Raw genomic sequence first — 26,600 nt, forward strand, 5'->3', positions numbered from 1 at the left:
CGCGAACTGGCTGGTTTTATCTGGGCAATCGGTCAGCAGGCAAGGCTCGCGCCAACTTAACCGGGATCGAATCGGCTTAGCAGGTAGGTAAGGGTCACGGCAACTTAACCGAATCGACATAGGACAAGTGTGTTTGGGCCAGGCCCGGCAGCGGTGGAGAACCCTCGCCGACACTAGGAGGCAACTGGAAACAGCACAATCCTCGAAACTAGACCGAGGCAGCTCCTCGACGAATCGTTTGTCATGCGGTACCCAACCCGCGCATATCAGAATGATCAACCGTCGAAGANAAACTTGCCAAAATGAAATCGTCCAGTTGGTCGTCAGGCTAGGCGCGAGGAGGCGCCATAGCCGTAGCTATGGCAACGACGAGCAACGACGCGTGGCGGCCAACTGGGCGATTTCATGGCAAGGTATTTGCGGAACAGGACACTAGCCATGCATTGCGCTGCCCTCGAATTTTGCGAATACCCGGGCCTGGACTGCGTTCATGACGGCAAGGACTTCGTCGCTGGCCGGACCGCTGATGGTCACGCCGGTGGCGTCCTTCGGCTTCGAGCCGGGCGGGTCGAAGACAAAGAGCGCATCGAACTTGCCTGCCGATTCCTTCTTCAGGCGCCGGTTAAGGGCTTTGAGGTATCGCTTCTTGTCAGCTTTTGACATAGGTTCCAAGGCCATCTGCGGTGTTAATCAAAAGACGCCCACGCCGTCGCGCCGAAATGGCTTCGTGCCGCGGCGCTCATGCCAGCCGGGCAAGCCAGCCACAAGATTATCTGAATTACCTGCTTAATAAACTGGTTTGCCTGCCGGGCCTCGCCACCGGGCCGCACTGTCAATGCGGCGGGTTTGCTTTCGGTTCTCTGCCTGCAAAGGGGAGTTCGTGCTCCCGCAACCGCTGCAGCGACCTGGTCAGCCTGGCACCGTATGTGCGGTCCGCGGCCAGCAGCAGGGCCTCTATGCTCTGCTCCAGTCTTGCGAGTTCATTGTCGCCGGGTTGCCTGTTCGCTTTCATGTCCTGGAACTCGTTGGCAATGCGCTTGCCCAGCTTGCGCACAAACTCCGGGTCAAGGTGGCCGCGCGCCGCTGCACCTCCAATATGCTCGATCAGGCCCATCAGACCCTCCGGGGTGGTCTCGGTCGCAGGTGGTATTTCATGGGGCATTGGCAACTCCAGTGGGCAGGTCAAATTATTCTAGGCACCGGAGGCGCGTGCCGTGGTACGTATTTCGCGGGTGTAGTGGGATCAGATTCGCCTCGATATGCGTGATGCGCCAGCTAGAATCTGGAAGGATTCCCCCGCAGACACTCAAATCATGAACCACGATTCCGATCCCATGCAGAACGCGTCGCCGATGGTCCCGGAGAAGCGGCGCCTCGATACCCTGGCGGATCCGGATCGCTTGTTGAACGGCAATGAGCTCTATATCAACCGCGAACTCAGCCAGCTGGAGTTCTTTGGACGCGTGCTGGAGCAGGCCGCCGATCCCGCGGTGCCACTGCTGGAGCGCTTGCGTGCCCTGTGCACCTTCAGCAGCAATCTGGATGAGTTCTACGAGATCCGCGTGGCGGGCCTGAAGGAACAGTGCTTGCTTCAGTCTCCGGTTGCCGGCCCGGACGGGCTGACGCCGCAGGTGATCTATGCCCGGGTCAATCAGCGGGTCAGGGAGCTGGTCGATCAGCAATACCAGTTGTTCAATGACGTGCTGATCCCGGCCATGGCCGAGCAGCAGATCCGCTTCCTGCGCCGGCCCTCGTGGAACCCTGCGCAGGCGGCATGGATCCGGGAATTCTTCTTCGCCGAACTGATGCCGGTCCTGACGCCGATCGGCCTGGACCCGGCGCATCCGTTTCCACGGGTTCTCAACAAGAGCCTGAACTTCGCCGTTGAACTCGAGGGCAAGGATGCGTTCGGGCGCAACTCCGGCTATGCGATCGTGCAGGCGCCACGCGCGTTGCCACGCGTCATCGCACTGCCGGCGGATATTGCCGGATGCGAGCATGGCTTTGTTTTCCTCTCCTCCATACTGCATGCCCACGTCGGCGAGCTGTTCAGTGGCATGACAATACGCGGCTGCTACCAGTTCCGCGTGACCCGCAACAGCGAGCTGTTTGTGGACGAGGAAGAGATCAAGAACCTGCGCGAGGCATTGCAGGGCGAGCTGCCGCACCGGCATCTTGGCGATGCGGTCCGGCTGGAGGTGGCGGACAACTGCACGCCGGCCATGACTGCGTTCCTGCAGGAACAGTTCGGCCTGGCGCCAGGCGAGGTGTTCTCAGTCAACGGACCGGTCAACCTGGTTCGCCTGATGCAGGTGCCGGATCACGTGGACCGGCCGGAACTGAAATACCTGCCTTTCCGGCCTGGCCTGCCAAAGGTACTGCACGATTGTTCCGACATCTTCCGCGCCATTCGCGACGGCGACATCCTGCTGCATCACCCGTTCCAGTCGTTTGCACCGGTGGTGGATTTTGTCAGGCAAGCGGCACGGGATCCCGACGTGGTGGCAATCAGCCAGACGGTGTATCGCGCCGGCCACGACTCGGTCCTGCTTTCGGCACTGATCGAGGCAGCGCGCAACGGCAAGGAGGTCACCGTCGTGGTGGAACTGCTGGCCCGCTTCGACGAAGAAGCCAACCTGGGTTGGGCCGCGCAGCTGGAGGAAGTCGGCGCGCATGTCATCTACGGCGTCGTAGGATTCAAGGCACACGCCAAGATGGTCATGGTATTGCGGCGCGAGGGTGGGAAGCTGCGGCGCTATGTGCATCTCGGAACGGGGAATTACCACAGCCAGACGACGCGCACCTATACGGATTTTGGCTTGCTGACAGCCAATCAGCCGCTGACGCAGGACGTGGCGCAAGTATTCAGCCAACTGACCGGCCGGGGCCAGACCCATGGCATGACCTATGTCTGGCAATCGCCTTTCACCATGAAGAAGGAGTTGCTTGCAGCGATCCGGCGCGAAGCCGGGCATGCCAAGGCTGGTCGCAAGGGATGGATTATTGTCAAGATGAACGCACTGCTTGAGCCTGATCTGATCCAGGCGCTGTACGATGCCTCACGTGACGGTGTCGATATCGATCTGATCATCAGAGGCGCCTGTGCGCTGCGCCCCGGCGTTGCCGGCCTGTCGGAGACCATTGAGGTCAAATCGGTCATGGGCCGGTTTCTCGAGCACTCGCGCATCTTTTATTTTCACGATGACGGGGCCGAAAGGGTCATGCTGTCCAGCGGTGAATGGATGGAAAGAAGCCTGTCGCGGCGCATCGAGATCTGCTTTCCCATTCTCGATGCCAGCCTGAAAGAACGCGTCATTGCGGAAGGGCTGAGACCGTACCTGACAGACCGCTGCGACGCCTGGCAGATGGCGTCGGACGGAAGCTACGTGCGTCAGCCCTCGCGTGAGGGCGAAGCTGCGCAAAATGTGCTGCTGTCAACGTTGACGTGAGTCGTCGTCGTCCGGTGTCGCGCAATCAACAAATGACAGACATATGACAGTCATAATCGTGCGACAGCAGCCGTAGAGGCCTGGTGCGGGTAGTGCCCCTTCTCGTCGCCGGCAAGCAGACGCGGATCGTTTTGTCCTGCCTCAAAGGGCAGCGATCTGCTAGCCTGAGATGCGTAGGTGCGTCGCAACGTAATCGTCGGACCAGGGAAGAACAATCATGATGCCAATGCACGATTGCCGGTTGCGCTTTCTTCAAGCCCTGGGACGGCAAGCGGCAATCCTGCTGCTGTGGCTTAGCGCGGTGGCAATGGCGCACGCCGGGGATATCTCGGGAGCGGGGTCGACCTTTGTCTACCCCTTGATGTCCAAATGGGCGGCGACTTACTACGCCCGCACCGGGCAGCAAGTCAACTATCAGCCCACCGGATCGGGTAACGGCATTCGCCAGATCCGCTCCGCCAGCGTGACCTTCGGCGCCACGGACATGCCGCTCAAGCCCGAAGAGTTGCGCGCGGCGGGCCTGGCGCAGTTTCCTATCGTGGTCGGCGGCGTGGTGCCGGTGCTGAACCTGGACGGTGTGGGGCCGGGGCAGCTACGCATGACTGGCTCGCTATTGACGGACATTTACCAGGGCAAGATCGTCAACTGGAATGACCCGGCCATTGCGGCGGCAAATCCAGGCATGGCGTTCCCCGACCAGAAGATCGTGGTCGTCCATCGGAGCGACAGTTCGGGAACCACGTTCAACTGGACCGACTACCTCGCGAAGGTCAGCCCGCAATGGGGAGCAACCGTTGGTGCCGGCACGACCGTGAAATGGCCCGTGGGTGTGGGCGCAAGCGGAAACGAGGGGGTTGCCACCTATATTCGCAATGTGAAGGGGGCCATTGGCTACGTCGAGCTGACTTACGCATTGCAGCGCAAATTGTCCTATGCCGCCGTCAGGAATCGCGACGGGGTATTCGTGCAGCCAACGCGCGAAAGCTTCAGCGCCGCGGTCACCGGGACAGAGTGGAATCCGCAGGCCGATTTCTACCAGGTACTGACCAATGCAGCCGGCCCGCAAGCGTGGCCGATTACCGGCGCCGTCTTTGTCCTGATCTCCAGAACGCGCAGCAGCGCCGCTGAGACCAGGGACGCAATCGCATTCTTCAGTTGGGCGCTCTCCGAGGGAAAGGCCGATGCGGCCGCTGAGTACTATGTCGCGCTCCCGGATAGTCTCGTCAGGCACGTTGAAGCGTACTGGAAGGCGGCCTTGCCATGACGGGGTTCCGGGCGCGTAGCGCCGCCCCTGTACCCGGCGTTCTCCGCACAAATGTCACGCCGCCGGTTGCCGGGCTGACACGTATCTAAGCCAGCAGCAGCGCCCCCGCATGGAGCAGCACGCCCACTGCGCCACCGACGAAGGTGCCGTTGATGCGTATGAACTGGAGATCGGGCCCGATCTCGGCTTCGATCTTCCGGCCGACTTCGTCGGCGTCCCAGCTCTGCACGACCTCGGTGATCAGCGCGGCAATCTGGCGCCCGTAGCGAAGCATCACGGTGTGCACGAGTTCCAGCCACCATGCATTGAGCTTCTCCTGAATGCCCGGATCGTCCGCAACGGATTTGCCGATGGCGGCCAGTCCGGCGGCCATCGTGTGGCGGATCACGGAGCGCTGGCTGCCGATATCGGCGCTCAGGCGCGTGCGCGCACGCTCCCAGAGGATCCGGTAATAGTCCTCCCGCCTGAGATACCGGATGCAGTCCCGCATCCAGGCCTTGCCGACGCGCCGGTAGTCGTCGGAGGTATGCAGCTTGCGGATCTGTTCCTGCACGGCGGCGTCGAACTGGTGGCGTAGTTCGTGGTCGGGATTAGCGACGACCTCATGCAGCAGGGCAATGATGCCTTCCACAAACCGGTTGACGATGTAGGTATCGAGGAGCGCCGGCGTGTACCGCGATGCCTCGCCGAACTTTGCCTTGACCACGTCCGAGTTGGCGACGAGCCAGCGCTCCAGCGCCCGCAGCCCGTGATCCAGCAGCGGTTGGTGGCGGTCGCCCTCGGTCAGGATGGCCAGCATATTGCCGGCAAGGTGGGACACGTCGAGCGTGCGCAGTTGCGGCACGACCGTGCGCTCGAAGAAGCGCGCGACTTCCTTGTCGTCGAAGCTGCCCAGCAAGGCTGGGACCGAGTCCGCGACCGAATCGGCAATGATCCGGCTGTTGTCCGGCCGGGCCAGCCAGGCCGCCACGGCCGCGGCGGTGTTCTGGCCGCGTAGCCTGTCGACAACGATCTCAGGTGTCAGGAAATTCTGTTCGACGAAGCTGCCCAGGCCATTGGCAATCCGGTCCTGGTTGCGCGGGATGATGGCCGTGTGCGGGACCGGAATGCCGAACGGATGGCGGAACAGCGCCACCACGGCGTACCAGTCGGCGATGGCGCCGACCGTGCCCGCCTCGGCGAAGGCGCGCAGCCATGCCAGCGCGGGATAGTCGCGCTGGAAAACAATGCTCACGACCAGCAAGCCGATCATGGCGGCCAGCAAGCATGTTGCGGTGACCCGCATGCGGGTCAGCCGCTCCTGCTTCAGCAATTCAGGCGTCACGGCCGCTGCCGTGCGCCTGCCTGTCCTGTTGCCGGTCAGATAGCTCAACACGATGCTTGTCGAAGGAATTTCCGGATCACGGGTGCAACATCTCCTGCGCGTGCAACCAGGAACAAATGGCCGTCATCGATCACGTGAAGCTTCGCCTTTGGAATGCGCGCGGCCAGTATCCTGGCGTTGGTAAGCGGCACGATGGGGTCGTCATTGCCGTGCATGACCAGGGTGCACTGGCGTAGTGTACCGAGCCAGAGCAGGCTGCTCCACCCCCATGCGGCCAGCAGCTGATAGACGTAGCCGCGCCCGCGTGGCGGCTGGAGATGCCGGGCATGCTCGGTCAGCAGATGGGCGTTGGTGCGGTACGCGCCCCCGTAGATCTCCGCGCCGATCTTCTGCAGGTAGGCCGGATCCGTATAGCGGCGCGGCATGACCAGCTTCGACAGGACCGAAAGCTTGCCGGGAACCATGATCACGCCGGGCGACGTTGCCGCCAGGATCAGCCGGCGGCAGCGAACCGGATACAGGTGTGCAAACTGCTGCGCGAGCGCACCGCCCCACGACACACCCAGCACATCCACCGGGCCGTGGTGGCCGAGGCGTGTGAGCAGCTTGTCGGCCATCACGGCCAGGTTCGAGAAGCGATAGGGAACCAGCGGCACCGGCGAGCCGCCGACGCCTGGCACATCGAAGATGATGACACCGACGTCCCCCAGCGCCTGGGCGAATGGCTCGATCAGTTCGAGGTTGGCGCCGATGCCGTTGAAGACCAGCAGCGGCGGCGACGCATCGCTGCCGGGGCGGATGCCCACGCGCAGCGCCTGGCCATCCAGGTCGATGGTCTGGACCTGCAAGGCGCTGGCCGCCTCGGGGATGATGTTGTCGTCATGCATTGAGGTGGCTTTCCGTGTGGGGCACCGCGTTTGGGGACCGGCGTCCGGCATGCCGGCGCCGGGTCACTTGCCGGGCTGCAGGCGTGCCTTGAGTTCCTCCACGTTCTCCGTCACGCGCTTGCTGATGACCGCGAAGCAGTCCGCCTGGGTCTTGTAGAGAGTATCGGCCAGATCCTGCATGTTCGTCACCGCCTTGCGCAGGCCCTGCTGAACAACCTCGCCGGCGTTCCCGGACGCTTTCGCATCGGCAGCGGTGCGTTGCGCGATCAGCGACTGCGCGTCCGCCATGGCTGCGCGCAGGATATCGGCCTGCTTCTGGCCAAGTGCCTGCATGCCGGACAGCGCGGTGCTGTTGGCGGCCAACAGCGCTTCAATGTCCTTGCGGCGCGATTCCAGGATCGCAGTGATGTCGAGGCCCGGCAGCTTGAACTGCTTGATCATGCTCGTGTATTGGCTGAACAGGTTGTTCGGGGTGGTGGATTCCATGATGAAGATCTCCGGATAGAGAGGGTTGCGAAAAAAGTGAGTCATGCAGGCAGCGTGGCTGCGCAATACGATGCGCTACTCGGCGAAATAGGTCCCGGGCGCGGCGGCAAGCGGCGGGTGGCGCTCATTGCCTGGCGAAGCCGGCGCCGGGCGCAGGTCACCGGAACGCTCGGCCAGCCACCGGCACCAGTTGTCCCACCAGGAGTCCGCTTCGGGGCTGGCGCCCAGCAGCCAGTCGTCCGGGTTCTCCGGCAGTTCCGGGTTGAGGAAGAACCTGGCCTTCGGGTTGCCCGGCGGGTTGATCAGGCTCTGGATGTGGCCGCTCGAACTCAGCACGAAGCGGGTATTGCCGCCAAAGGTGCGCGCGGTGTTGTAGACGCCCTTCCACGGTGTGATGTGATCCGTGATGCCGGCCACCACGTATTTGTCGCACGACACTTCGGACAGGTCGATCGGCGTGCCGAGCACGGTCAGCGCGCGCGGCCTGGCGAACAGGTTGCCGGCAAAGATGTCGAGCAACTGGCCATGGAACTTCGCCGGCAGGCGCGTGGTGTCGTTGTTCCAGTACAGGATGTCGAACACCGGCGGCGCGTTGCCCAGCAGGTAGTTGTTGACCCAGTAGTTCCACACCAGGTCATTGGGCCGCATCCAGGCAAATACGCGTCCCATGTCCTCGCCCTCCAGCACGCCTCTCAGGATGCTCGCCTGCTTGGCCGCAGAGACGCTCTCCGGCGTGGCAAACAGGCCAAGCTGCGAATCGGCGGTACTGTCGAGCACGGCCACCATCAGCGTAGACGCGTTGACGAGCTTCTCCTTGCGGGCCTCCAGGTGGCCGAGCAGCGCCGCCATCGTCATCGCACCGGAACAGGCGCCGTGCAGGTTCACGTCATCGCTGCCGGTGATGTCGCGAATCGCGGCGATGGCTTCAATCAGCGCGCTGACGTAGGTGTCCATGTCCCAGTCGCGATGCTCGATGGTCGGATTGCGCCAGCTCACAACGAACACCTGGAACTGGTTGCGCAGCATGTAATCGACAATGCTCTTGCCTTCGGACAGGTCGAATATGTAGAACTTGTTGATCTGCGGCGGCACGATCAGTTGCGGGCGCGCATACACATTGGGCGTGGCCGGCGTGTACTGGATCAGTTCGAGCACCTCGTTGCGGAACACCACCGCGCCGGGCGAGGTGCCGAGGTTCCTGCCGACTTCGAACGCGCTCTTGTCCACCTGGGACGGCATGCCCTGGTTCGTCAGCGCGTCGGTGACGATATTGCGCAGGCCGGAGATCAGGCTGGCGCCGCCCGACTCGACTATCTTCTTCAGCGCGGCCGGATTGCCAAGCAGCGTGTTGGTCGGCGACAGCGCGTCGGTCATCAGCGACAGCACGAATTGCGCGCGCTCCTTGCTCTGGTCATCCAGGGCCGAGCGCTCGACGAAACCTGACAGCGCATTGCACCAGGCCAGGTAGCCTTGCATCGACATGCGGTACAGCGGATTGTCCTGCCACGCCGGATCCGCAAACCGCCGGTCGCCCTTTTGCGGCGCGGTCGTCGACTTGCCGGCCAGCACCGACACCAGCTCGCGCGCCAGCGCGGCTTCCTGCTCCAGCAGCTGCACGGGGTGGCGCACGGCCTGCACGCCGATCTGCTGCGCAGTGGCCATGATGTCGCGCGGGCGCATGCCGATGAACGGGTTGGGCCCGCGCGGGCGTCGCTTGGGTTGGGTTGCACTGGCGTCCGCTGCACTGCCGCTCTCGCGCTTTCCGGTTACTGCCGTCATTGCTGTCTCCTCATACCTCGGGTCTTGCCCTGGTGCCGGCCGGTGTGTCATGCCACCAGCAGCGCTAATGTTTCTGCGAGCAGCGCCGGCTTGCTTGCGCCGTCGATCTGCAATTCGTTTGCCATCTTCACCATGTAGCGGCCGTCGCCCTTGTCCTCGACGGACAGCAGGGTCACGCGGCTGCGCACCCGTGAACCGGCCTTTACCGGCGCCATGAAGCGCACCTTGTCCAGTCCGTAGTTCAGTCCTGACGACGCGTCGCCGGGAATGAGCCCGATCTCGATGGCCAGCGATGCCAGCAACGACAGCGTCAGGTAGCCGTGCGCGATGGTTGCGCCGAACGGGCTTTCGCGCTTTGCGCGCTCCACGTCAACGTGGATCCATTGCCTGTCGCCGGTGCATTGCGCGAAGGCGTCGATGCGTGCCTGGTCGACCAGGACCCAGTCCGACGTACCCAGCTCGCGACCGACAAACTCGGCCAGCGTGGCCATGCGGTATTCAGGGATGCTCATGATGGTGTTTCCTTGATATCAATCGATCGCCGGGGAAGGCTCAGGCAAACTGCTCGCGCATCAGCTTCTTGTTCAGCTTGCCGATGCTGGTCTTCTCCAGCGCGGAGACGATCCTGACGACCTGCGGCACGGCATATTTCGAGATGCGGCCGGACTCGCTGTAGGCGAGCACGTGCCGCTTGATGTCGTCCTCGCTGGCAGGGGCCGCGGCGTCCGGCTTGAGCACGACCAGTGCAGCGGGCCGTTCGCCCCATTTCTCGTCCTTGATGCCGATGACAGCTACCTCGGCCACGGCGGGGTGTGTGGAAATCAGGCTCTCGATCTCGAGCGACGAGACCCATTCGCCGCCGGACTTGATCACGTCCTTGATGCGGTCCGTAATCTGCACGTAGCCATCCGGGTCGATGTTGGCGATGTCCTGGGTATGCAGGTAGCCGCCTTCCCAGAGCTGCTCGGAAGCCTGCGGATGCTTCAGGTAGCCCTGGGTCAGCCACGGCGCCCGCACCACGATCTCGCCACAGGCCTTGCCGTCGTGCGGCACGTCATCCATGTTCGGGTCGACGATGCGCAGGTCGACGAGCGGCACCGGCACGCCGGTCTTGCAGCGCAGGCGGACCTCGTCGTCGGTGTCGCCCGGGGTTGCATTGGGAGCGAGTTGCGCCAGGGTCAGCACTGGGCCGGTCTCTGACATGCCGTAGCCGGAAAACACATCAATGCCGCGGTCGAGCGCGGCGCGTGCCAGGCCGTGGGGCAGGGCGCCGCCGCCGATGACCATCTTCCAGTGGCTCAGGTCCACGGTCTTGGCCTCGGCGCAGCCCAGCAGCATGTGCAGGATGGTGCCGACGCAGTGGGAGAAGGTCACGCCTTCATCGCGCACCAGCCGCATGATCTGCTCCGGCGCATAGCGTCCCGGGTAGACCTGCTTCACGCCCAGCACGGTTGCCACGTAGGGCATGCCCCACGCGTGCACGTGGAACATCGGCGTCAGCGGCATATACACGTCGCCGCGATGGAAGCGCTGTCCGGCTTCCGGGCTGGCCAGCGCCGCCATTAGCGTGATGGTGTGCAGCACCAGTTGGCGATGGGAGAAATAGACGCCCTTCGGCAGTCCGGTGGTGCCAGTGGTGTAGAACGTCGTCGCCCGGGTGTTCTCGTCGAAATCAGGAAAGTCATACTCGACCGGGCTGGCTGCGAGCAGGGTCTCGTAGTCGGCGCAGAAGGGGATCGAATGCGCGGGGGCGGCGCCGCCCTCATCGTCGATGCTGACGAAGACCCGGACGGTCTCGAGCTTGTCGCGGATCGACTCGACCACGGGCAGGAAATCCGTGTGAACGAACAGCACTTCCGCGCCCGCATGGTTGATCGTGTAGGCGATCTCTTCCGGCGAAAGGCGGACGTTCACGGTCTGCAGCACGGCGCCCATCATCGGCACCGCGAAATAGCATTCGAGGTAGCGGTGGCTGTCCCAGTCCATCACGGCCACGGTGGTGCCGTGTGCGGTGCCAAGCCGGCTCAGGCCGTTGGCCAGCCGCCCGATGCGCTCGCGCAGGGTGGCGTAGGTCTGGCGGTGCTTGCCGCGATAGACGATCTCCTGATCGGCTGCGTGCGCAAGCGGCGTATTCAGCAACTGCTTGATCAACAGCGGATACGCATATGCCGCGGGAGTCATTCCCATCACCTGGTCCTGCATTCTGGTCTCCTGAAATACGGAATCTGTGGCGCGCCCAAGACACTCAAGCCATCACACTGTTGCGGTACGGCGGCGTTTTGTGCTTGGGTCTATCGTCGCTGCGGTGCAGCAACGCAACCATCCCCCGAAAAGGGGAGCGGCGATGGGGGGAGGGAAAACGTGCAGGCGAGCGACGCGAAGCGGTGGAACGGGGCGGGTGCGGCGTCAGGGCCGCATCAATGCGGGCGAACGAGTCCCAGGGATTGCGCGCGTGCGACCGCGTGGGCGCGCTTGTCGACGGACAGCTTGATAAAGATGCTCTTGACGTGTGACTTCACCGTCTCCGGCGCAATGCCAAGGGTGCGGGCGATTTCCTTGTTCGATTGCCCTTCGGCGATCAGGCCGAGAATATTGCGCTCGCGGCCGCTCAGCGATTCACGTGCCGCCCCGGAAAGCGCGCTGTCCCCGGGTTGATAGCGCGCGCGCCATCCTTCCAGAAGGCGCTCGACATAGGCGAGCAACGCCTTGGTCTGCGCAGTGGCGGGCGTGTCCTCCCGAACCGCGCGCAGCAGCGCACCCGTATCCGGGCCCTGATCGAGGATGGTCCGGAACACGCCGGCGGCAGCAGCGGCTTCCAGGATGTCGCGGAACACGCCCACGGCCTTTTCACGTGCATTGGCCCGCAGGAAAGCAATGGCGAGCGTGCAGCGCAGGCGCAGCGCCAGGTAGTCGCGGTGCTTGCGCCCGGCGCTCTCCAGCAGTGTGTTCAGCAATACCGTGGCATCTTCCATGCGGCCTTGCGCCATTGCCAGGTAGGCATGGCCCAGCGCGCGATAGTTTTCGATCTGTCTTGAGTTGGAGCACTGGGGGTCGGACGAAGACTGCGCCAGCGCGTCGAGCCGGGCGACACACGCAGCGGCTTCGCTGATGCTGCCTTCCGTCAGCAGCAGCCGGATGCGTTCGATCAGGGTGGTGGCAATCAGCCGGTTCCATCCGCGCGCATAGCCAAGGCTCTGCGCCTGGTCGAGCCAGGCGTAGGCCTGGTCGGTGTCGGCACGTGCAAGGGCAATGCGCACGAGTACCAGGTAGGCGACCAGCACGCTGTCGAGCATGACCGCGGCGTTGATGACCGGAAAGCGCTCGGCAATGAGCGCTTCTGCCTCGTCGAGGCGGTCCTGTTCGTAGCGTATCTGCGCCATCAGGGGCGCGCACACCGCAGCCGAGGTCGACTGCGGGCCGACATGATGCTCCGCCAGTCGCATGGATTTCATGAAATGCCGCTCTGCCTGGACGAAATGCATCTGCTGCAGCTCGGCCAGCCCGAGCAGGCAGAAGTAATAGACGGACGAGAACACATTGCGCTGGTCATCCTCGTCCGAATAAGGAATCCAGGGGGTTGCGTAGAAGCGATCGAGATCGCCGGCCTTCCAGTGGGCAAAGCGGACCACATTCGACACCACGTTGGTGGACCACGCATGGCTGGCAGGCCGGTCGAGGCAGTCCTGGGCAATCGCCAGAGCACGCCGGGGATCGTCCTGCAGCGCGGCGGCGACGGCGCGTACCGCCTGGCATTCCCAGCGGATGCTGTCCCGCTCGGGGAGCACGCCCGTCGCCATGTCGTCCTCGATCGATGCCAGCATCGCCGCGGATTCATCAAACCGCATGGCCAGCGCCATGCCCCACGCAATCGCCAGCCTGACCTCGTCCTGGCCGCGCATCAGGTCGGCGGGGAACTGGCGTTGCCAGCCCAGCAGGGTGAGCAGGTCACCCTTTCTGACCAGGGCCATGGCGCAGTTGCCGAGCAGGCTGATGGCCGCTTCGCTGTCGTTCGCGGCGATCGCATGCCGTACCGCGTCGGTCCAGAGACGGCGTGCCGTATACCATCGGCAGGCGCGCAGATGCAGGGCCGCGACCTCCTCCGGCGCGCCGGCTTCGAGCCGCTGGCGCAGGAACTCCCGCAGCAGGTGATGGTAGCGGAACCAGTGGCCGTGTGCGTCCATCGGTTCCAGCAACAGCTGCCGCGTGGTGATGCGTTCGAGCATGGACTGGCTGGCGTCGAGCCCTGTTACCGCCTGGCACAGCGATGCGGTCAGGCCATCGAGGATGGATGTGTCGAGCATGAACCGGACCATCTCGTCGGGCAACTGCCAGAGCATATCCTCGATGTAGGCGGCGATCGGGCGCGCCGTGCCGGACGGCACCACGATCTCCCAGCCGCTGCCGCCGGGTTTTTCCCGCAGCAGCGTCGATGCGGAGATACGCAGCGCGGCCGCCCAGCCTTCGGTTGTTGCGTGCAGGGTGCTGATGTCGGGCTCCGGCAGTTTGCCGGCGCATTCGTGCTCCAGGAAGCGCTGTGTTTCATCCAGGCTGAACCGCAGCATCGAGGTGTCGATCTCGAGCAGTTCGTTCTGCGCCCTGAGGCGCGCAAGCGGCAGCGGTGGGTCGGAACGTGTGACGATGATCAGGTGGAAGTTCGACGGCGCATGCGCGAGCATGAACGCCACCGCGTCATGAATCGCCGGAAGATTGATCAGGTGATAGTCGTCGAGGAACAGGCAAACCTCGTCGTCGACCTCGGCGAGCTCGTTGATCAGGGTCGCGACAACGGTTTGCGCCGGAACGAGCGAGGTCTCGGCGGTCAGGCCGATGGCTGATGCGCCGACGCCGCTGCACGCCTGCCGCAGCGCCTTCGCCAGATGGTGGAGGAAGCGGGCCGGTTCATCGTCGGCGCCGTCGAGCGAGAGCCAGGCAGTGCGGATGCCGCCCGCCTGCAATCGGGCGAGCCACGCGGTCGCCAGCGAGGTCTTGCCGAACCCGGCCGGCGCCTTGAGCACGCTGAGGCGCCTGGCCGTGGCCGACTGCATCAGGTCGAGCAGGCGCGGCCGGTCGATCAGTCCGGCCGGCAGGCGCGGCGGCATCAGTTTGGTGGCAAGCAGGAGGGGTAGCTTGTCGGTGGCCATCGGTTCTCAACTGGCCTGGGCCGCCTGAAACCTGGCGACTGCCAGGTCAAGGGTGAAGAACATCCGGTCGCGCGTGAGCGTCTCGCCCAACGGTGAGCGCCGGACCATCGCGAACACATCGGGATTCATGCCAACCAGCCAGAGCAGGACCCCATCTTCCTCGCGTAGCCGCTTTTCGGCGTCGATCAGCATAAGGAGAGCGGTGTACTCAAGGTCCGATACGCCGGCCAGATCGAAGACCACCACCTTGGGCATGGCCTGGGCAACCAGCGGCCTGACCTTATGGCCGATACGCCGCGCATTGGCAAAATAGACCCTGCCTTCCGGCCTCAGCATCAGCAAGCCGGGAATGGTTTCGTCGTCGGGATGCTCATCGGACCGTGGACGGAACACGTTGGTGTTCGGCTTGCGCACCAGCACATAGAGGGGCGGGTCAGACGTCTGGTAGGCCAGCGCCAGCAGTGACACGATGATGGCAATCACGATGCCCTCCAGGGTGCCCAGAACGACAACGCCCGCCATGGCAATCAAGGCCCAGCTGAATTCGGTCCGTCGAACGCTGAGGATCACGCGAAAATCAGCGGGCCTGATCAGCGTCACCGAGTAGACGATGACCACGGCGGCGAGGGTGGCCTCGGGCATCAGCCCCACCAATGGCGCGAGGACCAGCATCGTGCCCAGGGATGCCAGCGCCGTCACCAGGCCGGCCAGTTGTGAGCGCGCGCCGGACATCTGGTTGACGGCGGTCTGCGTGGTCCCGCCGCCGGCAGCCATGGCGCCAAGGAACGCGCCGCCCAGGTTGGCGCATCCCGTGGCCATCAGTTCCCGGTTCGCCGACGGCGGCGGCTCGCCGCTCTTCGCGAATGCCCGTCCGGCAGCAATGCTCTCGGTAAAGCTCATCAGCGCAACGCCAAGTGCTCCGGGCCATAGCTGCTGCATCAGCGCAACATCCGGTAGCGTCAGCGGCGGCAGGCCGGTTGGCACCTGGCCGACGATCGCCACGCCAAAGGCCGGGAGGTTCAGGAACGAAACGCCGGCGATGCCGGCTGCCACGGCAACCAGGGGCGCAGGCGCCCGGGGCAGCCAGTGCTCCATCGCCAACAGGATCGCGACCATCGCGATGCCTACGGCGGCGGTCGCCAATGACGCATGCGGAATGCCCTGCGCGATGGCCAGCAGGTTGTGGAAGAACGAACCCTTCTGAATATGGATGCCCAGCAGCTTCGGGATCTGGTCCACCACGATGACCACGCCGATCCCCGCCTTGAAGCCGACCAGCACAGGCTCGGAGATGAAGTCGGCGACGAAGCCAAGGCGCAGCAGCCGCGCGGCCAGCAGCATGACGCCTACCAGGAAGGCCAGCGTGGCGGACGCCACGACCAGCGTCGATGGATCGGGGTGTGGGCCCAGCCTGGAAAGTGCCGCCGCGACCAGGATCGCAAGCGTCGTCGTGGTGCTCACGCTGAGCGTACGCGAACTGCCGAGCAGCGCGTAAAGCAGCATTGGGGCAAAGACGGTATACAGGCCAACCTGGACCGGCAGGCCGGCGATGGTTGCATAGGCAAGTGCCTTGGGAATGACCACCGCGGCAGCTGTCAGCCCGGCCACCGCGTCCGGTGCCGCCCACTCCTTGCGGTAGCCATGCAGCCACCGGGGGATGGGCAGGCTGACGGAACCTGATGCCATCCGGCGCGCGCCGACGCGGGAGCGAGGGCGGCCGGGTTGGTGGGGCGATCCGCGTTGCATGACTATGTCCTCCCGGGCTTGCGCTTGGAAAGGGGACTCAGACCTTCTCGGGGACGTATTTGTACGGGTAATCCGGATCCACGTGCCCCTCTGGCTTCTGCCCTGGGCAGGGTGACTTCCTTGTGGGGCATTGACTGGTATGGAAGCGCCTCCGCCTGCCAACCTGACGTTGCTGACCGGCCACAGGCAAGCGCTTGCCCGCGCACGTCTTGGAAACTGAGTCTAGGCTCTCAGAATGAGAATTCAAAAGAGGAATCAAGGGAGGAGCCCCCATGGACGATGCCGCCGGACATGCGCGTATCCGGCCATGCCATGCGATGGACAAAGGGATGGCGGACGATCAGGGCGCCCCGAAGCGCGCCGCGAATTCCCGGTCGCGGAAAGCATCGACAACGAAATCGATAAAGACGCGCGTCTTGGGGGGCAGCAGTTTCTTGCTCGGGTAGTACACCGACACGGGTCCGTTGTCGGCATGCCATCCTGGCAGCAGGCGCATCAGCGCGCCGCTTTCCAGCCACTTTGCTGCATGCGTGGTGGGCAACAGCGCGACGCCGTAGCCCAGCATGGCCGCATGCGCCATCGCCTCCGGGTCGTCGAAAACCATCCGCGTGCATTGTGCGACCTGCGCCTCGTCGCCGGCCTGGTTGCGCAGCGTATAGGCGCGCAACCGGCCGGTCGGGCCCGATCGCCGCACGATGCCGTCAAGGACGGCAAGGTCGCCAGGGTGCGCAGGAACGGGCCTGCCTTTCATATAGGCGGGCGATGCCGTCACGATGATGTGGGTGTGGACGAGTTCTCGCGCCACCACGCCCTCGGTCAGTTCGATGCCGCCACCGATCGCGGCATCGAAACCGTCCTGGATCAGGTCCACCGGCCGGTTCTCGAAGTGCCAGTCCGGCACGATGGCGGGATAACGTGCCAGGAACTCGCCCAGCAGCGGCACCAGGTACTCCCTGCCGAATGCAAGTGCCAGGCTGACCTTGAGCATGCCTGCGGGTTTGCCTGCGTCTTGAGAGGCGCCGGCAAAGGCATCGCGCAACGTAGAGAACGGACCTGACACCTGCCGGAAGAACTGCTCGCCGCTGTCGGTCAGGGTGATCTGGCGCGTGCTGCGCTGGAACAGCCGCACGCCTAGTTGTGATTCCAGCCGCGCAACGTTCTTGCTGACCGCTGCAGGGGTGATGCCAAGGCGTCGTGCCGCCGCCGAGAAACTGCCGGCTTCAGCACTCCGCACAAAGGATTCAAGGAGGTTCAGGGCTTCCATGGCACCAGTTTATACCAATGGTTGAAGAAGTTGATGCTGACTCATCGCTACCGGCGACGCAATGTACAGACCATACTGACTTCACCAACCTTTCTTGCTCAGGAGCACTTCATGACCACTCTCTCCGGAAAAGTCGCCTTTGTCACCGGCGGCGCTCGCGGCATCGGCGCAGCCATCGTCCGCCGCCTGGCGCGCGAAGGCGCAACCGTCGCCTTCACCTATCAGCAGTCGGCTACGACCGCTAATGCACTGGCAGCCGAGGTCGAAGCGGCTGGCGGTCGCGCACTGGCGATCCAGGCAGATGCCGCCGATGCCGCTGCGCTGACCGGCGCGATCAACGGTGCCGCACAGCAGTTCGGCAGGATCGATATTCTCGTGAACAATGCCGGCGTGCTGCGGCTGGGCCCGGTCGAGAGCTTCTCGCTGGAGGACTTCGACCAGACGCTTGCTGTCAATGTGCGCGCTGTCTTCGTCGCCGCCAAGGCCGCGCTCGCGCACATGGGGCAGGGCGGCCGCATCATCAATATCGGCAGCACCAATGCCTACCGGATGCCGTTCCCTGGCGGCAGCGCGTATGCGATGAGCAAGTCCGCGCTGCTGGGGCTGGTGCAAGGCATGGCCCGCGACCTGGGTCCGCGCGGCATCACCGTCAACAACGTCCAGCCTGGCCCGACCGACACCGACATGAATCCGGAAGCCGGCGAGTTCGGCGCGACGATGCATGGCCTCATGGCGTTGCAACGCCACGCGACGCCGGACGAGATCGCGGCGATGGTGGCCTACGTCGCCGGTCCGGAGGCTGGATTCGTCACGGGCGCAGGCCTGACGATCGACGGCGGATTCAGCGCCTGATCTATCAGCGGCGCAACGGTTGATGATGCGTGTTGTGATGACTGGAGTCGTCCGTTACCGCCCAACGCCATACCGCGCGGCGGGCTGGTCACGCGAAAGCTTGGGACCGAGCGTGGCGCGTGCAGCCTCGAACGTGTTCCAGTCGGCCAGGTCAGGCAACGACGGCACGGTGATCACCTCGCCCTGGTCCAGCCCTGCCAGGGCCGCATCGACCAGATCGTCGCCGCTCATGACCCCAACCCATTGCGGCAGGTTCTCGACCGGCTGGCCGGCGATGTCCCAGAACTCGGTGCGGGTGGCGCCCGGCAGGACTGCCTGTACGCGTACGCCCTTGCCGGCAAGCTCATGCTGCAGCGACTGGGTGAAGGCCAGCACAAACGCCTTCGAGCCGCCGTAGACGCCATTCAGGACCTCGGGCGCGACCGCCACGACCGAGGCGATATTGATGATGGTGCCCTGGCCACGCGCCACGAAGGCCGGCGCGGCGGCGTAGGTGAGCCGGGTCAGGGCCGTGACGTTGAGCTCGATCATGGCCTGCATCCTGTCGACATCCGATTCCAGCAGCGGTGCCGCGCCGCCGAAGCCGGCGTTGTTGACCAGGGTGGTGATGCTGGCATCCGTGCGCAGGATCTCTTCGATGCGTCGTACGTCGGCTGCCTGGCCAAGGTCCGCGGTCACAATCTCGACCGACCGGCCGGTATCGTCGGTAATCCGGCGGGCCAGTGCTTCCAGCCGCGCGCGGTTGCGCGCCACCAGGATCAGGTCGTGGCCCCTGCGCGCCAGGCGGTCCGCATAGATGGCGCCGATGCCGGAAGAAGCACCGGTGATCAGGGCGGTGCCGGAATGGTGGTGGGTTGTCATGTCAAAGCTCCAGAATCAGTGAGGGAGGGAGTGTTCGTGGCGGTCGGCCTGGATCGGCCGGCTGCGTGCAACGAAGATTAGGAGCACAATGCCATGACACCAATGTCGTAGATGCCACCTTTTCTGCCATACGCTCACAGAATGCCTTTCACTGCCCTGAGGAGACCGACAAGCATCACGTGGCCCTTGCCCTCTATCCGGCCGCCATGCCATCGATGTGGTGGCGCGGGATACCGGCTTCGGCGACCGCGAGCGCATGCGGCGTGCCTTCCTGAGGGCGTTCGGCCAGCCCCGCCGCAGGCGATCCGGCGCATGGCGCGCGGCGATGCATTGCAGACTGCCTAGGCCCTGCCTGGGATGACGGTGGCGGGCCCGCGGGCTGTGGCGCGCCGGGGGCAGAGTTGAAAACGCATGTATCCAGCGGCCGTGCTGATACATAGCCATACAAAGAAGCCAGGCGCCGGTTCGTCAGCGGAGATATCTTGCAAGCAAACGGCGGCCGGAGCGCCGGGCACCGTATTGCGCTACCCTTTCGGTGCCCGGCGCCGCGCCTGGTGGTTTCCAATCCAAATACCAAGGTGACGCCGATGGACGCACACCCCGACCACATCCTGATCGTGGATGACGACCGCGAAATCCGCGAACTCGTCTCCACCTATCTCACCAAGAACGGCTTGCGCGTCACTGTGGTGCCGGACGGGCGGCACATGCGCGCGTTCCTGGACGTCAACAGCGTCGACCTGATCGTGCTCGATGTGATGATGCCGGGCGACGATGGCCTGGTGCTGTGCCGTGAATTGCGGGCGGGCAGGCACAAGGCCACCCCGGTGCTGATGCTGACCGCGCGCAGTGACGAGACCGACCGCATCATCGGCCTTGAAATGGGCGCCGACGACTATCTTGCCAAGCCGTTCGCCGCGCGCGAGCTGCTGGCCCGCATCAAGGCGGTGCTGCGCCGGACCCGGATGCTTCCGCCCAACCTGCAGATCACCGAGGCCGGGCAGTTGCTTGCCTTTGGCGACTGGCAGCTGGACACCACCGCGCGCCACCTGATTGACCAGGATGGCGTCATCGTCGCGCTGAGCGGCGCGGAATACCGCCTGCTGCGCGTCTTTGTCGACCATCCGCAGCGCGTGCTCAACCGCGACCAGCTGCTCAGCCTCACGCAGGGCCGCGAAGCGGAAATGTTCGAACGCTCGATCGACCTGCTGGTCAGCCGCTTGCGCCAGCACCTCAGGGACGATGCCCGCGAGCCCCGCTACATCAAGACCGTGCGCAGCGAGGGCTATGTCTTCTCGACGCCGGTGGAGATCCGGGAGGCACGCCAGTGAATCTCCGTGCCTTGCCCTGGCCCCGCACGATGGGCTCGCGGCTGTTCCTGATCCTGCTGGCGGGCCTGATCGTCGCCCATGGCCTGTCGTTCGGCGTACTGTTTGCAGAGCGCTACATCACCGCGCGCCAGGTCATGCTCGGCACCCTGGAGACCGACGTCTCCACGTCGATCGCCATCCTGGACCGCCTGCCGGCCGCGGAGCGCCCGCAATGGCTGCGGTACGTGAATCGCGGCACCTACCAGTACATACTCGGGCCGGGGCTCGCAGGCGTGCCGGAGATGTCCCCGCAAGCCAAGGAAGTTGCCGACCGGATCATGGAAGCGAGCGGTGGCCGTTTCCCGGTCAGGGTGGAGTCCATCCCCGAGCAGGGCAAGCGCATGCAGGCGCACCTGACCCTCAGCGATGGCAGCGCGCTGACCATCGACGTGCATCCGAAGCCGACCCCGGTCGCGCAGTGGCTGCCCTACGTGCTGGTGATCCAGTTGCTGCTGCTGGTCCTGTGCTGCTGGCTTGCCGTGCGGCTGGCGATCCGCCCGCTGGTGGCGCTGGCCAATGCCGCCGACGCGCTCGACCCGAATGCCAGGACCCAGCCGCTGGGCGAAACCGGGCCCACCGAACTGGTACGCGCCGCGCGCGCATTCAACGCCATGCGCGAGCGCATTGCCCGCTTTGTCGAAGAGCGCGTGCAGATCCTGGCCGCCATCTCCCACGACCTGCAGACGCCGATCACGCGGATGAAGCTGCGCGCCGAACTGGCGGAAGACTCCGAAGACAAGCGCAAGCTGGTGCACGACCTCACCGAGATCGAGACGCTGGTGAAGGAGGGACTGGCCTACGCGCGCGCCACGCATGGCGATGGCGAGAAGCCCTCGCGGATCGACATCGGATCGTTCGTTGAGAGCCTGGTCTACGACTACCAGGACACCGGCAAGGCCGTCACCATCGTGCAGAGCACCGGCGGCGCGATCGAGACGCGCCCGCACGCCTTGCGCCGCATCCTGACCAACCTGACCGACAACGCCATCAAGTTCGGCGGGGCGGCGGAGCTGAGCGTGCAGCGCGAGGACGGTGGCGCGGTGATCATCAGCGTGCGCGACCGCGGGCCCGGCATCCCGGCAGAACAGCTCGAGTCCGTGCTGCAGCCCTTTGTCCGGCTCGAGGCATCGCGCAACCGGGAAACCGGCGGCACCGGCCTGGGCCTGGCGATCGCTCACCAGCTTGCGCTGGCGATCGGCGGCTCGCTGACGCTGCGCAATCGCGCGGGCGGCGGTCTGGAGGCGCTGCTCAGGGTCGGTTGAGCCGCCGCCCGCTGCATTACCAGCCGCCTCCCAGCGCGCGGAACGTGGCCACCGCCGCGCGGGCATTGTCGGCGCCCACGCGAGCCTGCTGGTCGCGCGCGGCCAGCAGCAGGCGGTCTTCTTCCAACACTTCGAACAGGCTGACCGCGCCGCCCTTGTAGGCGTCCTCGGCGGCGCCGCGCGCACGGGCCTGGGCATCCACTTCCACGGTCAGCTCCTTGTCCTGCAACTCCAGCTGGGTCAGCGTAATGATCGCGTTCTCCACATCCTCGGTGGCGCGCAGCATGGCCTTGCGGTAGGTGGCCAGGGCTTCGGCGTTGGCGCCTTTGGCCTGCGCCACTTCCGCGTCCACCCTGCCGAAGTCGAACAGCCGCCAGCGCAGCCCCGCGATCGCGGCGGGCTGGAATGCGGACGCCGTGAACAGCTTGCCGGCAGAGAGGCTCTCGAAGCCGAGCAGCGCTGACAGCGAGAGCTTGGGGTAGTACTCTGCAGTGGCCACGCCGATGCGCGCACTGGACGCCGCCAGCCGGCGCTCCGCGGCAATCACGTCCGGGCGGCGTTGCAGCAGGTTGGCCGGACCTTGCGCCACGGCGATCTTCGGCACGGCGGTGCGCCCGGCAGGCGTCACGAGTTCGGCGGCATAGGTGCCAGGGTGCGCGCCCATCAACACATCGAGGCGGTTCAGCTGCGTCTCCAGTTCGATCTGCAGCGGCGGGATGGTCACGCGGGTCTGTGCGAGCTGCGCTTCGGCCTGGGCGCGTTCGCGCTCGGCGCCGATGCCATCGGCCAGCCGCAGCTGCACCAGCTCGAGCAGCTTTGCATTGGTCCGCACCTGCTGTTGCGCGATGGCGATGCGCTGCTGCGCGCCGCGCACGCGGAAGTAGGCATCGGCCGCTTCGGCGACCACCAGCACGCGCACGCCCATGTGCTCGGCTTCCGCGGCCTGGGCCTCCGCGCTGGCCGCCTCGGCGCCGCGCCGCAGGCCGCCGGCCACGTCGATCTCCCAGCTTGCTCCCACCCCCGCGCTGTACAGCGTCGTGTTGCGCTCAAAGCCCGGCGCGTTCTTGCCGAGGCTGCCCAGGGGCGCTTCCAGCGACTGGTGCTGCTTGCTCACGCTGCCGGACAATGATGCCTGCGGCAGCAGTTCGGCGCCGGCGTGTCTGGCCGCGGCGCGGGCCTGGTCGACCCGCGCAATGGCCGCCGCCAGGTCGAGGTTCTGCGCCAGCGCGCGCTGGATGACCCGCGTCAGCGCGGGATCGTCAAAGCCCAGCCACCAGCTGTCCAGTGACGGCGCCGGCGGCGTGGCTTCGCGGGCTTCAAGGGCCGCTGCATGCGGATAAGCAGCGGGCATGTCCGCGGCGGGCGTGCGGTAGTCGGGACCGACCGCGCAGGCGGCCAGGCTGACTGCGACGCTGGCCGCGAGCAGGGTGGGCAGGAGGCCGGCGATACCGGCGCTGATGCGCCGGACGTGGTGGCGGGATGGGGTTTGCGGCATTGGGAGACCTTTCAACGAGCAACGGGTACGTCACCAGCGAAAAACTAACTTGCATGATGATAGTTACTAGTCTAGACTAACTTTCAAATTGATAGCAACTACATTTTCAAGAGGAAGCCGATCATGCACAGAAAGCCACTTGGTGACCCCCCATGCCCCGTCGCCCGCACTGCGGCCCGCATGGCCGACAGCTGGAGCGTGCTGATCCTGCGCGAAGCGTTCTATGGCGTGACCCGCTTCGATGAGTTTCAGCAGAACCTGGACATCGCCCCCAATATGCTCACCCGCCGCCTGAACTCCCTGGTGGAGCAAGGCATGCTGGTGCGGCGCCAGTACTGCGACCGGCCCCCGCGCTCTGAGTACCTCCTGACCGACCGCGGCCGCGACTTCCGCCCGGTGCTGCTGGCCATGCTGGCCTGGGGCAACAAGCATCTCGCGCCCGAGGGTGAAAGCGTGCAGCTGGCCGACCGGCGTACCGGTGCGCGCGTCGAGCCGGTGCTGGTCGATGCCGCCAGCGGCCGCCCCGTCACCGGCCCCGATTACCACATCGTTCCCGGCCCGGCGGCTACCGAGCGCATGCGCCAGCGGCTGCGCTGCTCGGCCGAGGCCTGAGCCGAGCGCTCCACCCATCGCTCCATCGATATCTCCATCCATGCCACTACGCAGGCGGTGCGTAGGTCCTGAAAGTAGAAAGGAAGTGCCACATGAGCAGCAACACGCTGACTGAACGGGCGGGTACCGAACCCGTTCCCGCGTCGAAATCCAAGGCCAGCCCCAAGCGGCTGCTGGCGTCCGGCGCGCTGGTCGTCGCCGCACTGGCCGGAATCGGCTATGGCTACCACTGGTGGACCTCGGCCCGCTACCTGCAAAGCACCGACGACGCCTACGTCGGCGCCGATGTCACAGTGATCGGCGCCAAGGTCGGTGGCTACATCGCCGAAGTCGCGGTGACGGACAACCAGACGGTTCATGCGGGCGACGTGCTGGTGCGCATCGACGACCGCGACTACCGCGCCGCACTGGCCAAGGCCGAGGGCGCCGTGGCCGCGCAACAGGCACTGCTGGCAAACCTGGACGCCACCGCGCGCCTGCAGGAGGCGGTCATTGCCCAGGCCAGGGCCGGCGTCACGGCGACCAATGCCGACACCGTACGGGCGCGCGACGACCAGGTGCGCTACGCCAGCCTGGTGGCGAAGGCGGCTGTTTCCATCCAGAGCTCGCAGAAGGCGGACTCGGACTACAAGCAGGCACAGGCTAATGGCGAGAAGGCGCAGGCCTCGCTGCTGGCTGCGCAGCGCCAGCTGGAAGTGATCGGCACGCAAAAGCAGCAGGCGCAGGCGTCGCTGGCGCAGGCCATTGCCGAGCGCGACATCGCGAAACTGAACCTTGGCTATACGGAACTGCGCGCGCCCGTGGACGGCACCGTGGGCAACCGGCGCGCCCGCGTCGGCGCCTTTGCCGGTGCCGGCAGCCAGCTGCTGTCCATCGTGCCGGCCAGCGGGCTGTGGGTGGACGCCAACTTCAAGGAAGGGCAACTGGCGCACATGCGCGCCGGCATGCCGGTCGAGATTGAAGCCGATGTCCTGCCGGGGCGGGTCTTCCATGGCCACGTGACCAGCCTGGCGCCCGCTACCGGCGCGCAGTTCAGCGTATTGCCGCCGGAGAATGCCACCGGCAACTTCACCAAGATTGTCCAGCGCGTGCCGGTGCGGATCCGCCTGGATGAGCAGGATGCCCGGCTTGGCGTCCTGCGTCCGGGCCTCTCGGTCGTCGCCCTGGTCAATACGCAGCCCGGCAAGCAGGTGCAGTGATGACCACGACAACCCTGACCAGCCCTGCGCCTGTCGTGGTGCCCACGGCACCGGGCGAGATGTCCACCGCCGCCAAGGTGTTCGCCTTCAGCACGATGTGCGTGGGCATGTTTATCGCCTTGCTCGATATCCAGATCGTTTCCGCGTCGCTGCGCGATATCGGCGGTGCGCTCTCGGCCGGCGCCGATGAAACCGTCTGGGTCCAGACCAGCTACCTGATCGCCGAGATTATCGTGATTCCCTTGTCCGGCTGGCTGTCGCGCGTGATGTCGACGCGCTGGCTGTTCGCCGCCTCCGCTGCGGGCTTCACGCTGACCAGCCTGCTGTGCGGGGTGGCGTGGGACATCAACAGCATGATCGTGTTCCGGGCGCTGCAGGGTTTCCTGGGCGGATCGATGATCCCGATGGTGTTCACCACGGCCTTTGCCTTCTTCGTCGGCCCCCAGCGCGTCATCGCCGCCGCCACTGTCGGCGGGCTGGCTTCGCTGGCGCCGACGCTCGGGCCCACCATCGGCGGCTGGATCACCGATAATTTTTCCTGGCACTGGCTGTTCTTCATCAACCTGGTGCCGGGCATCTTCGTCACCATCGCGGTGCCGCTGCTGGTCAAGGTCGACCGGCCCAACTGGTCGCTGGTGCGCGGCGCCGATTACCTGGGCATGGGCCTGCTGGCGCTGTTCCTGGGCTGCCTCGAATACACGCTGGAAGAAGGGCCGCGCTGGGACTGGTTCGGCGACGACGTGATCCTGGCCACCGCCTGGATCGCCGGCCTGTCGGGCGTGGCCTTTATCTGGCGCACGCTGACCTATGCCAACCCCGTGGTGGACCTGCGCGCGCTCAAGGACCGCAACTTTGCGCTCGGCTGCTTCTTCTCCTTTGTCACCGGCATAGGCATCTTTGCCACCATCTACCTGACCCCGCTGTTCCTGGGGCGCGTGCGCGGCTTCAGCGCGCTCGATATCGGGCTGGCGGTGTTTTCCACCGGCGTGTTCCAGATGGCGTCGATCCCGTTCTATGCCTTCCTGGCGAACCGGGTCGACCTGCGCTGGCTGATGATGGTCGGACTGGGGCTGTTCGCGGTGTCGATGTGGTACTTCGCCCCCATCACGCACGACTGGGGCGCGGCGCAACTGCTGCTGCCGCAGGCGCTGCGCGGCATGGCCCAGCAGTTCGCGGTGGCGCCCACGGTGACCCTGACCCTGGGCAGCCTGCCGCCGGAGCGGCTCAAGCTTGCCTCCGGGTTGTTCAACCTGATGCGCAACTTGGGCGGGGCCATCGGCATCGCGGCGTGCGCGACCGCGCTCAACGACCGCGGCAACATGCACTTCCTGCGCGAGGCTGAGCACCTGAACATCCGCAATGAAGCCATGGGCAACCTGCTGCAGGGAGTCAGCGACCAGTTCGTGGCGATCGGGCACGATGCCCTCGACGCGCAGACCGCGGCGCTCAGGCAATTGTGGGGGCTGGCCTGGCGCGAAGCGCAGACGCAGACCTTTGGCGACATCTTCCTGCTGATCCTGGTCTGCTTCGCGATCGCCACGGCAATGGTGCCCCTGATGCGCAAGGTTGCGGCGCCCAAGGGACCGTCGGCGGATGCGCATTGAATGGG

Annotated in this window: 21 protein-coding genes and 1 pseudogene; 9 read left to right on the forward strand and 13 right to left on the reverse strand. The window is 65.2% G+C overall.

From position 1 onward, the window contains the following. Window positions 1–432: 432 nt before the first annotated feature. Together DN412_RS30755 and DN412_RS30760 are read right to left on the reverse strand one after the other, a co-directional pair. A complete protein-coding gene (locus tag DN412_RS30755) occupies window positions 433–663 on the reverse strand; it encodes a hypothetical protein (protein ID WP_115215023.1) in 231 nt (76 codons plus the stop codon). Window positions 664–832: 169 nt separating this feature from the next. Next, window positions 833–1,114: a hypothetical protein gene (locus tag DN412_RS30760; protein ID WP_244222839.1), complete on the reverse strand. Its 282-nt coding sequence runs from the start codon at window positions 1,112–1,114 to the stop codon at window positions 833–835. 199 nt (window positions 1,115–1,313) lie between these two features. Between DN412_RS30760 and ppk1 the strand changes: the two genes are divergently transcribed. After that, a complete protein-coding gene (gene ppk1 / locus DN412_RS30765) occupies window positions 1,314–3,449 on the forward strand; it encodes a polyphosphate kinase 1 (RefSeq protein ID WP_115215025.1) in 2,136 nt (711 codons plus the stop codon). Window positions 3,450–3,666: 217 nt separating this feature from the next. After that, the gene (gene pstS, locus DN412_RS30770) at window positions 3,667–4,713 is read left to right on the forward strand and encodes a phosphate ABC transporter substrate-binding protein PstS (protein ID WP_425267457.1); all 1,047 of its coding nucleotides are present in this window, start codon (window positions 3,667–3,669) and stop codon (window positions 4,711–4,713) included. 85 nt (window positions 4,714–4,798) lie between these two features. Here pstS and DN412_RS30775 read toward each other — a convergent pair whose 3' ends face one another. The 9 genes from DN412_RS30775 to DN412_RS30815 all read right to left on the reverse strand — a co-directional run bounded on the left by DN412_RS30775 (window position 4,799) and on the right by DN412_RS30815 (window position 17,340). After that, window positions 4,799–6,088: a DUF445 domain-containing protein gene (locus DN412_RS30775; protein WP_244222840.1), complete on the reverse strand. Its 1,290-nt coding sequence runs from the start codon at window positions 6,086–6,088 to the stop codon at window positions 4,799–4,801. Beyond that, window positions 6,082–6,924: a poly(3-hydroxyalkanoate) depolymerase gene (phaZ, locus tag DN412_RS30780; RefSeq protein ID WP_115215026.1), complete on the reverse strand. Its 843-nt coding sequence runs from the start codon at window positions 6,922–6,924 to the stop codon at window positions 6,082–6,084. Before phaZ ends, DN412_RS30775 begins: the two co-directional genes overlap by 7 nt. A gap of 63 nt (window positions 6,925–6,987) precedes the next feature. Further along, entirely contained in the window at window positions 6,988–7,410 is a 423-nt protein-coding gene (locus DN412_RS30785) for a phasin family protein (protein ID WP_115215027.1), read from the reverse strand. A 75-nt stretch (window positions 7,411–7,485) separates the two neighbouring features. Then, a complete protein-coding gene (locus DN412_RS30790; RefSeq protein ID WP_244222841.1) occupies window positions 7,486–9,090 on the reverse strand; it encodes an alpha/beta fold hydrolase in 1,605 nt (534 codons plus the stop codon). A gap of 146 nt (window positions 9,091–9,236) precedes the next feature. After that, a complete protein-coding gene (locus tag DN412_RS30795) occupies window positions 9,237–9,701 on the reverse strand; it encodes a MaoC family dehydratase (protein ID WP_115215029.1) in 465 nt (154 codons plus the stop codon). A gap of 40 nt (window positions 9,702–9,741) precedes the next feature. Continuing rightward, the gene (locus DN412_RS30800) at window positions 9,742–11,391 is read right to left on the reverse strand and encodes a fatty acid--CoA ligase (protein WP_115215030.1); all 1,650 of its coding nucleotides are present in this window, start codon (window positions 11,389–11,391) and stop codon (window positions 9,742–9,744) included. Between the two features lie 215 nt (window positions 11,392–11,606). Then, window positions 11,607–14,330 (reverse strand): winged helix-turn-helix domain-containing protein, encoded by a 2,724-nt coding sequence (locus DN412_RS30805; RefSeq protein WP_115215031.1) that lies wholly within the window; start codon window positions 14,328–14,330, stop codon window positions 11,607–11,609. Between the two features lie 6 nt (window positions 14,331–14,336). Beyond that, window positions 14,337–16,016, reverse strand: a complete 1,680-nt coding sequence (locus tag DN412_RS30810; RefSeq protein ID WP_115215032.1) for a SulP family inorganic anion transporter — start codon at window positions 16,014–16,016, stop codon at window positions 14,337–14,339. Window positions 16,017–16,416: 400 nt separating this feature from the next. Continuing rightward, window positions 16,417–17,340 carry a LysR family transcriptional regulator gene (locus tag DN412_RS30815; protein ID WP_115215033.1) on the reverse strand — a complete coding sequence of 308 codons (924 nt, stop codon included), beginning with the start codon at window positions 17,338–17,340 and terminating at the stop codon, window positions 16,417–16,419. A 111-nt stretch (window positions 17,341–17,451) separates the two neighbouring features. Here DN412_RS30815 and DN412_RS30820 point away from each other — a divergent pair, with 111 nt between their 5' ends. Next, window positions 17,452–18,192 carry an SDR family oxidoreductase gene (locus tag DN412_RS30820; RefSeq protein ID WP_115215034.1) on the forward strand — a complete coding sequence of 247 codons (741 nt, stop codon included), beginning with the start codon at window positions 17,452–17,454 and terminating at the stop codon, window positions 18,190–18,192. A gap of 54 nt (window positions 18,193–18,246) precedes the next feature. Here DN412_RS30820 and DN412_RS30825 read toward each other — a convergent pair whose 3' ends face one another. Beyond that, on the reverse strand, window positions 18,247–19,053 hold the full coding sequence (locus tag DN412_RS30825; RefSeq protein WP_115215035.1) for an SDR family NAD(P)-dependent oxidoreductase: 807 nt from the start codon (window positions 19,051–19,053) through the stop codon (window positions 18,247–18,249). A gap of 196 nt (window positions 19,054–19,249) precedes the next feature. Between DN412_RS30825 and DN412_RS44820 the strand changes: the two are divergent. The 3 genes and pseudogenes from DN412_RS44820 to DN412_RS30840 form a co-directional block, all read left to right on the forward strand. Beyond that, window positions 19,250–19,398 (forward strand): annotated as a pseudogene (locus DN412_RS44820) (GlxA family transcriptional regulator); the annotation flags it as partial. Window positions 19,399–19,640: 242 nt separating this feature from the next. Next, window positions 19,641–20,384 carry a response regulator gene (locus DN412_RS30835; protein WP_115215036.1) on the forward strand — a complete coding sequence of 248 codons (744 nt, stop codon included), beginning with the start codon at window positions 19,641–19,643 and terminating at the stop codon, window positions 20,382–20,384. Then, window positions 20,381–21,685, forward strand: coding sequence for a sensor histidine kinase (locus tag DN412_RS30840; protein ID WP_115215037.1), 1,305 nt, complete (start codon window positions 20,381–20,383; stop codon window positions 21,683–21,685). The genes DN412_RS30835 and DN412_RS30840 overlap by 4 nt, the downstream gene beginning before the upstream one ends. A gap of 16 nt (window positions 21,686–21,701) precedes the next feature. On the opposite strand, the gene DN412_RS30845 is transcribed toward DN412_RS30840, so the two are convergent. After that, window positions 21,702–23,180 carry an efflux transporter outer membrane subunit gene (locus DN412_RS30845; protein ID WP_115215038.1) on the reverse strand — a complete coding sequence of 493 codons (1,479 nt, stop codon included), beginning with the start codon at window positions 23,178–23,180 and terminating at the stop codon, window positions 21,702–21,704. A gap of 123 nt (window positions 23,181–23,303) precedes the next feature. Here DN412_RS30845 and DN412_RS30850 point away from each other — a divergent pair, with 123 nt between their 5' ends. The 3 genes from DN412_RS30850 to DN412_RS30860 all read left to right on the forward strand — a co-directional run bounded on the left by DN412_RS30850 (window position 23,304) and on the right by DN412_RS30860 (window position 26,595). Further along, on the forward strand, window positions 23,304–23,792 hold the full coding sequence (locus DN412_RS30850) for a winged helix-turn-helix transcriptional regulator (RefSeq protein WP_115215039.1): 489 nt from the start codon (window positions 23,304–23,306) through the stop codon (window positions 23,790–23,792). A gap of 92 nt (window positions 23,793–23,884) precedes the next feature. Beyond that, window positions 23,885–24,991: an HlyD family secretion protein gene (locus DN412_RS30855; RefSeq protein ID WP_115215040.1), complete on the forward strand. Its 1,107-nt coding sequence runs from the start codon at window positions 23,885–23,887 to the stop codon at window positions 24,989–24,991. Next, on the forward strand, window positions 24,991–26,595 hold the full coding sequence (locus DN412_RS30860; RefSeq protein WP_115215041.1) for a DHA2 family efflux MFS transporter permease subunit: 1,605 nt from the start codon (window positions 24,991–24,993) through the stop codon (window positions 26,593–26,595). The genes DN412_RS30855 and DN412_RS30860 overlap by 1 nt, the downstream gene beginning before the upstream one ends. The last annotated feature ends 5 nt before the right edge of the window (window positions 26,596–26,600 follow it).

This window comes from Cupriavidus lacunae (genome assembly GCF_003353055.1).
Classification (GTDB): domain Bacteria; phylum Pseudomonadota; class Gammaproteobacteria; order Burkholderiales; family Burkholderiaceae; genus Cupriavidus; species Cupriavidus lacunae.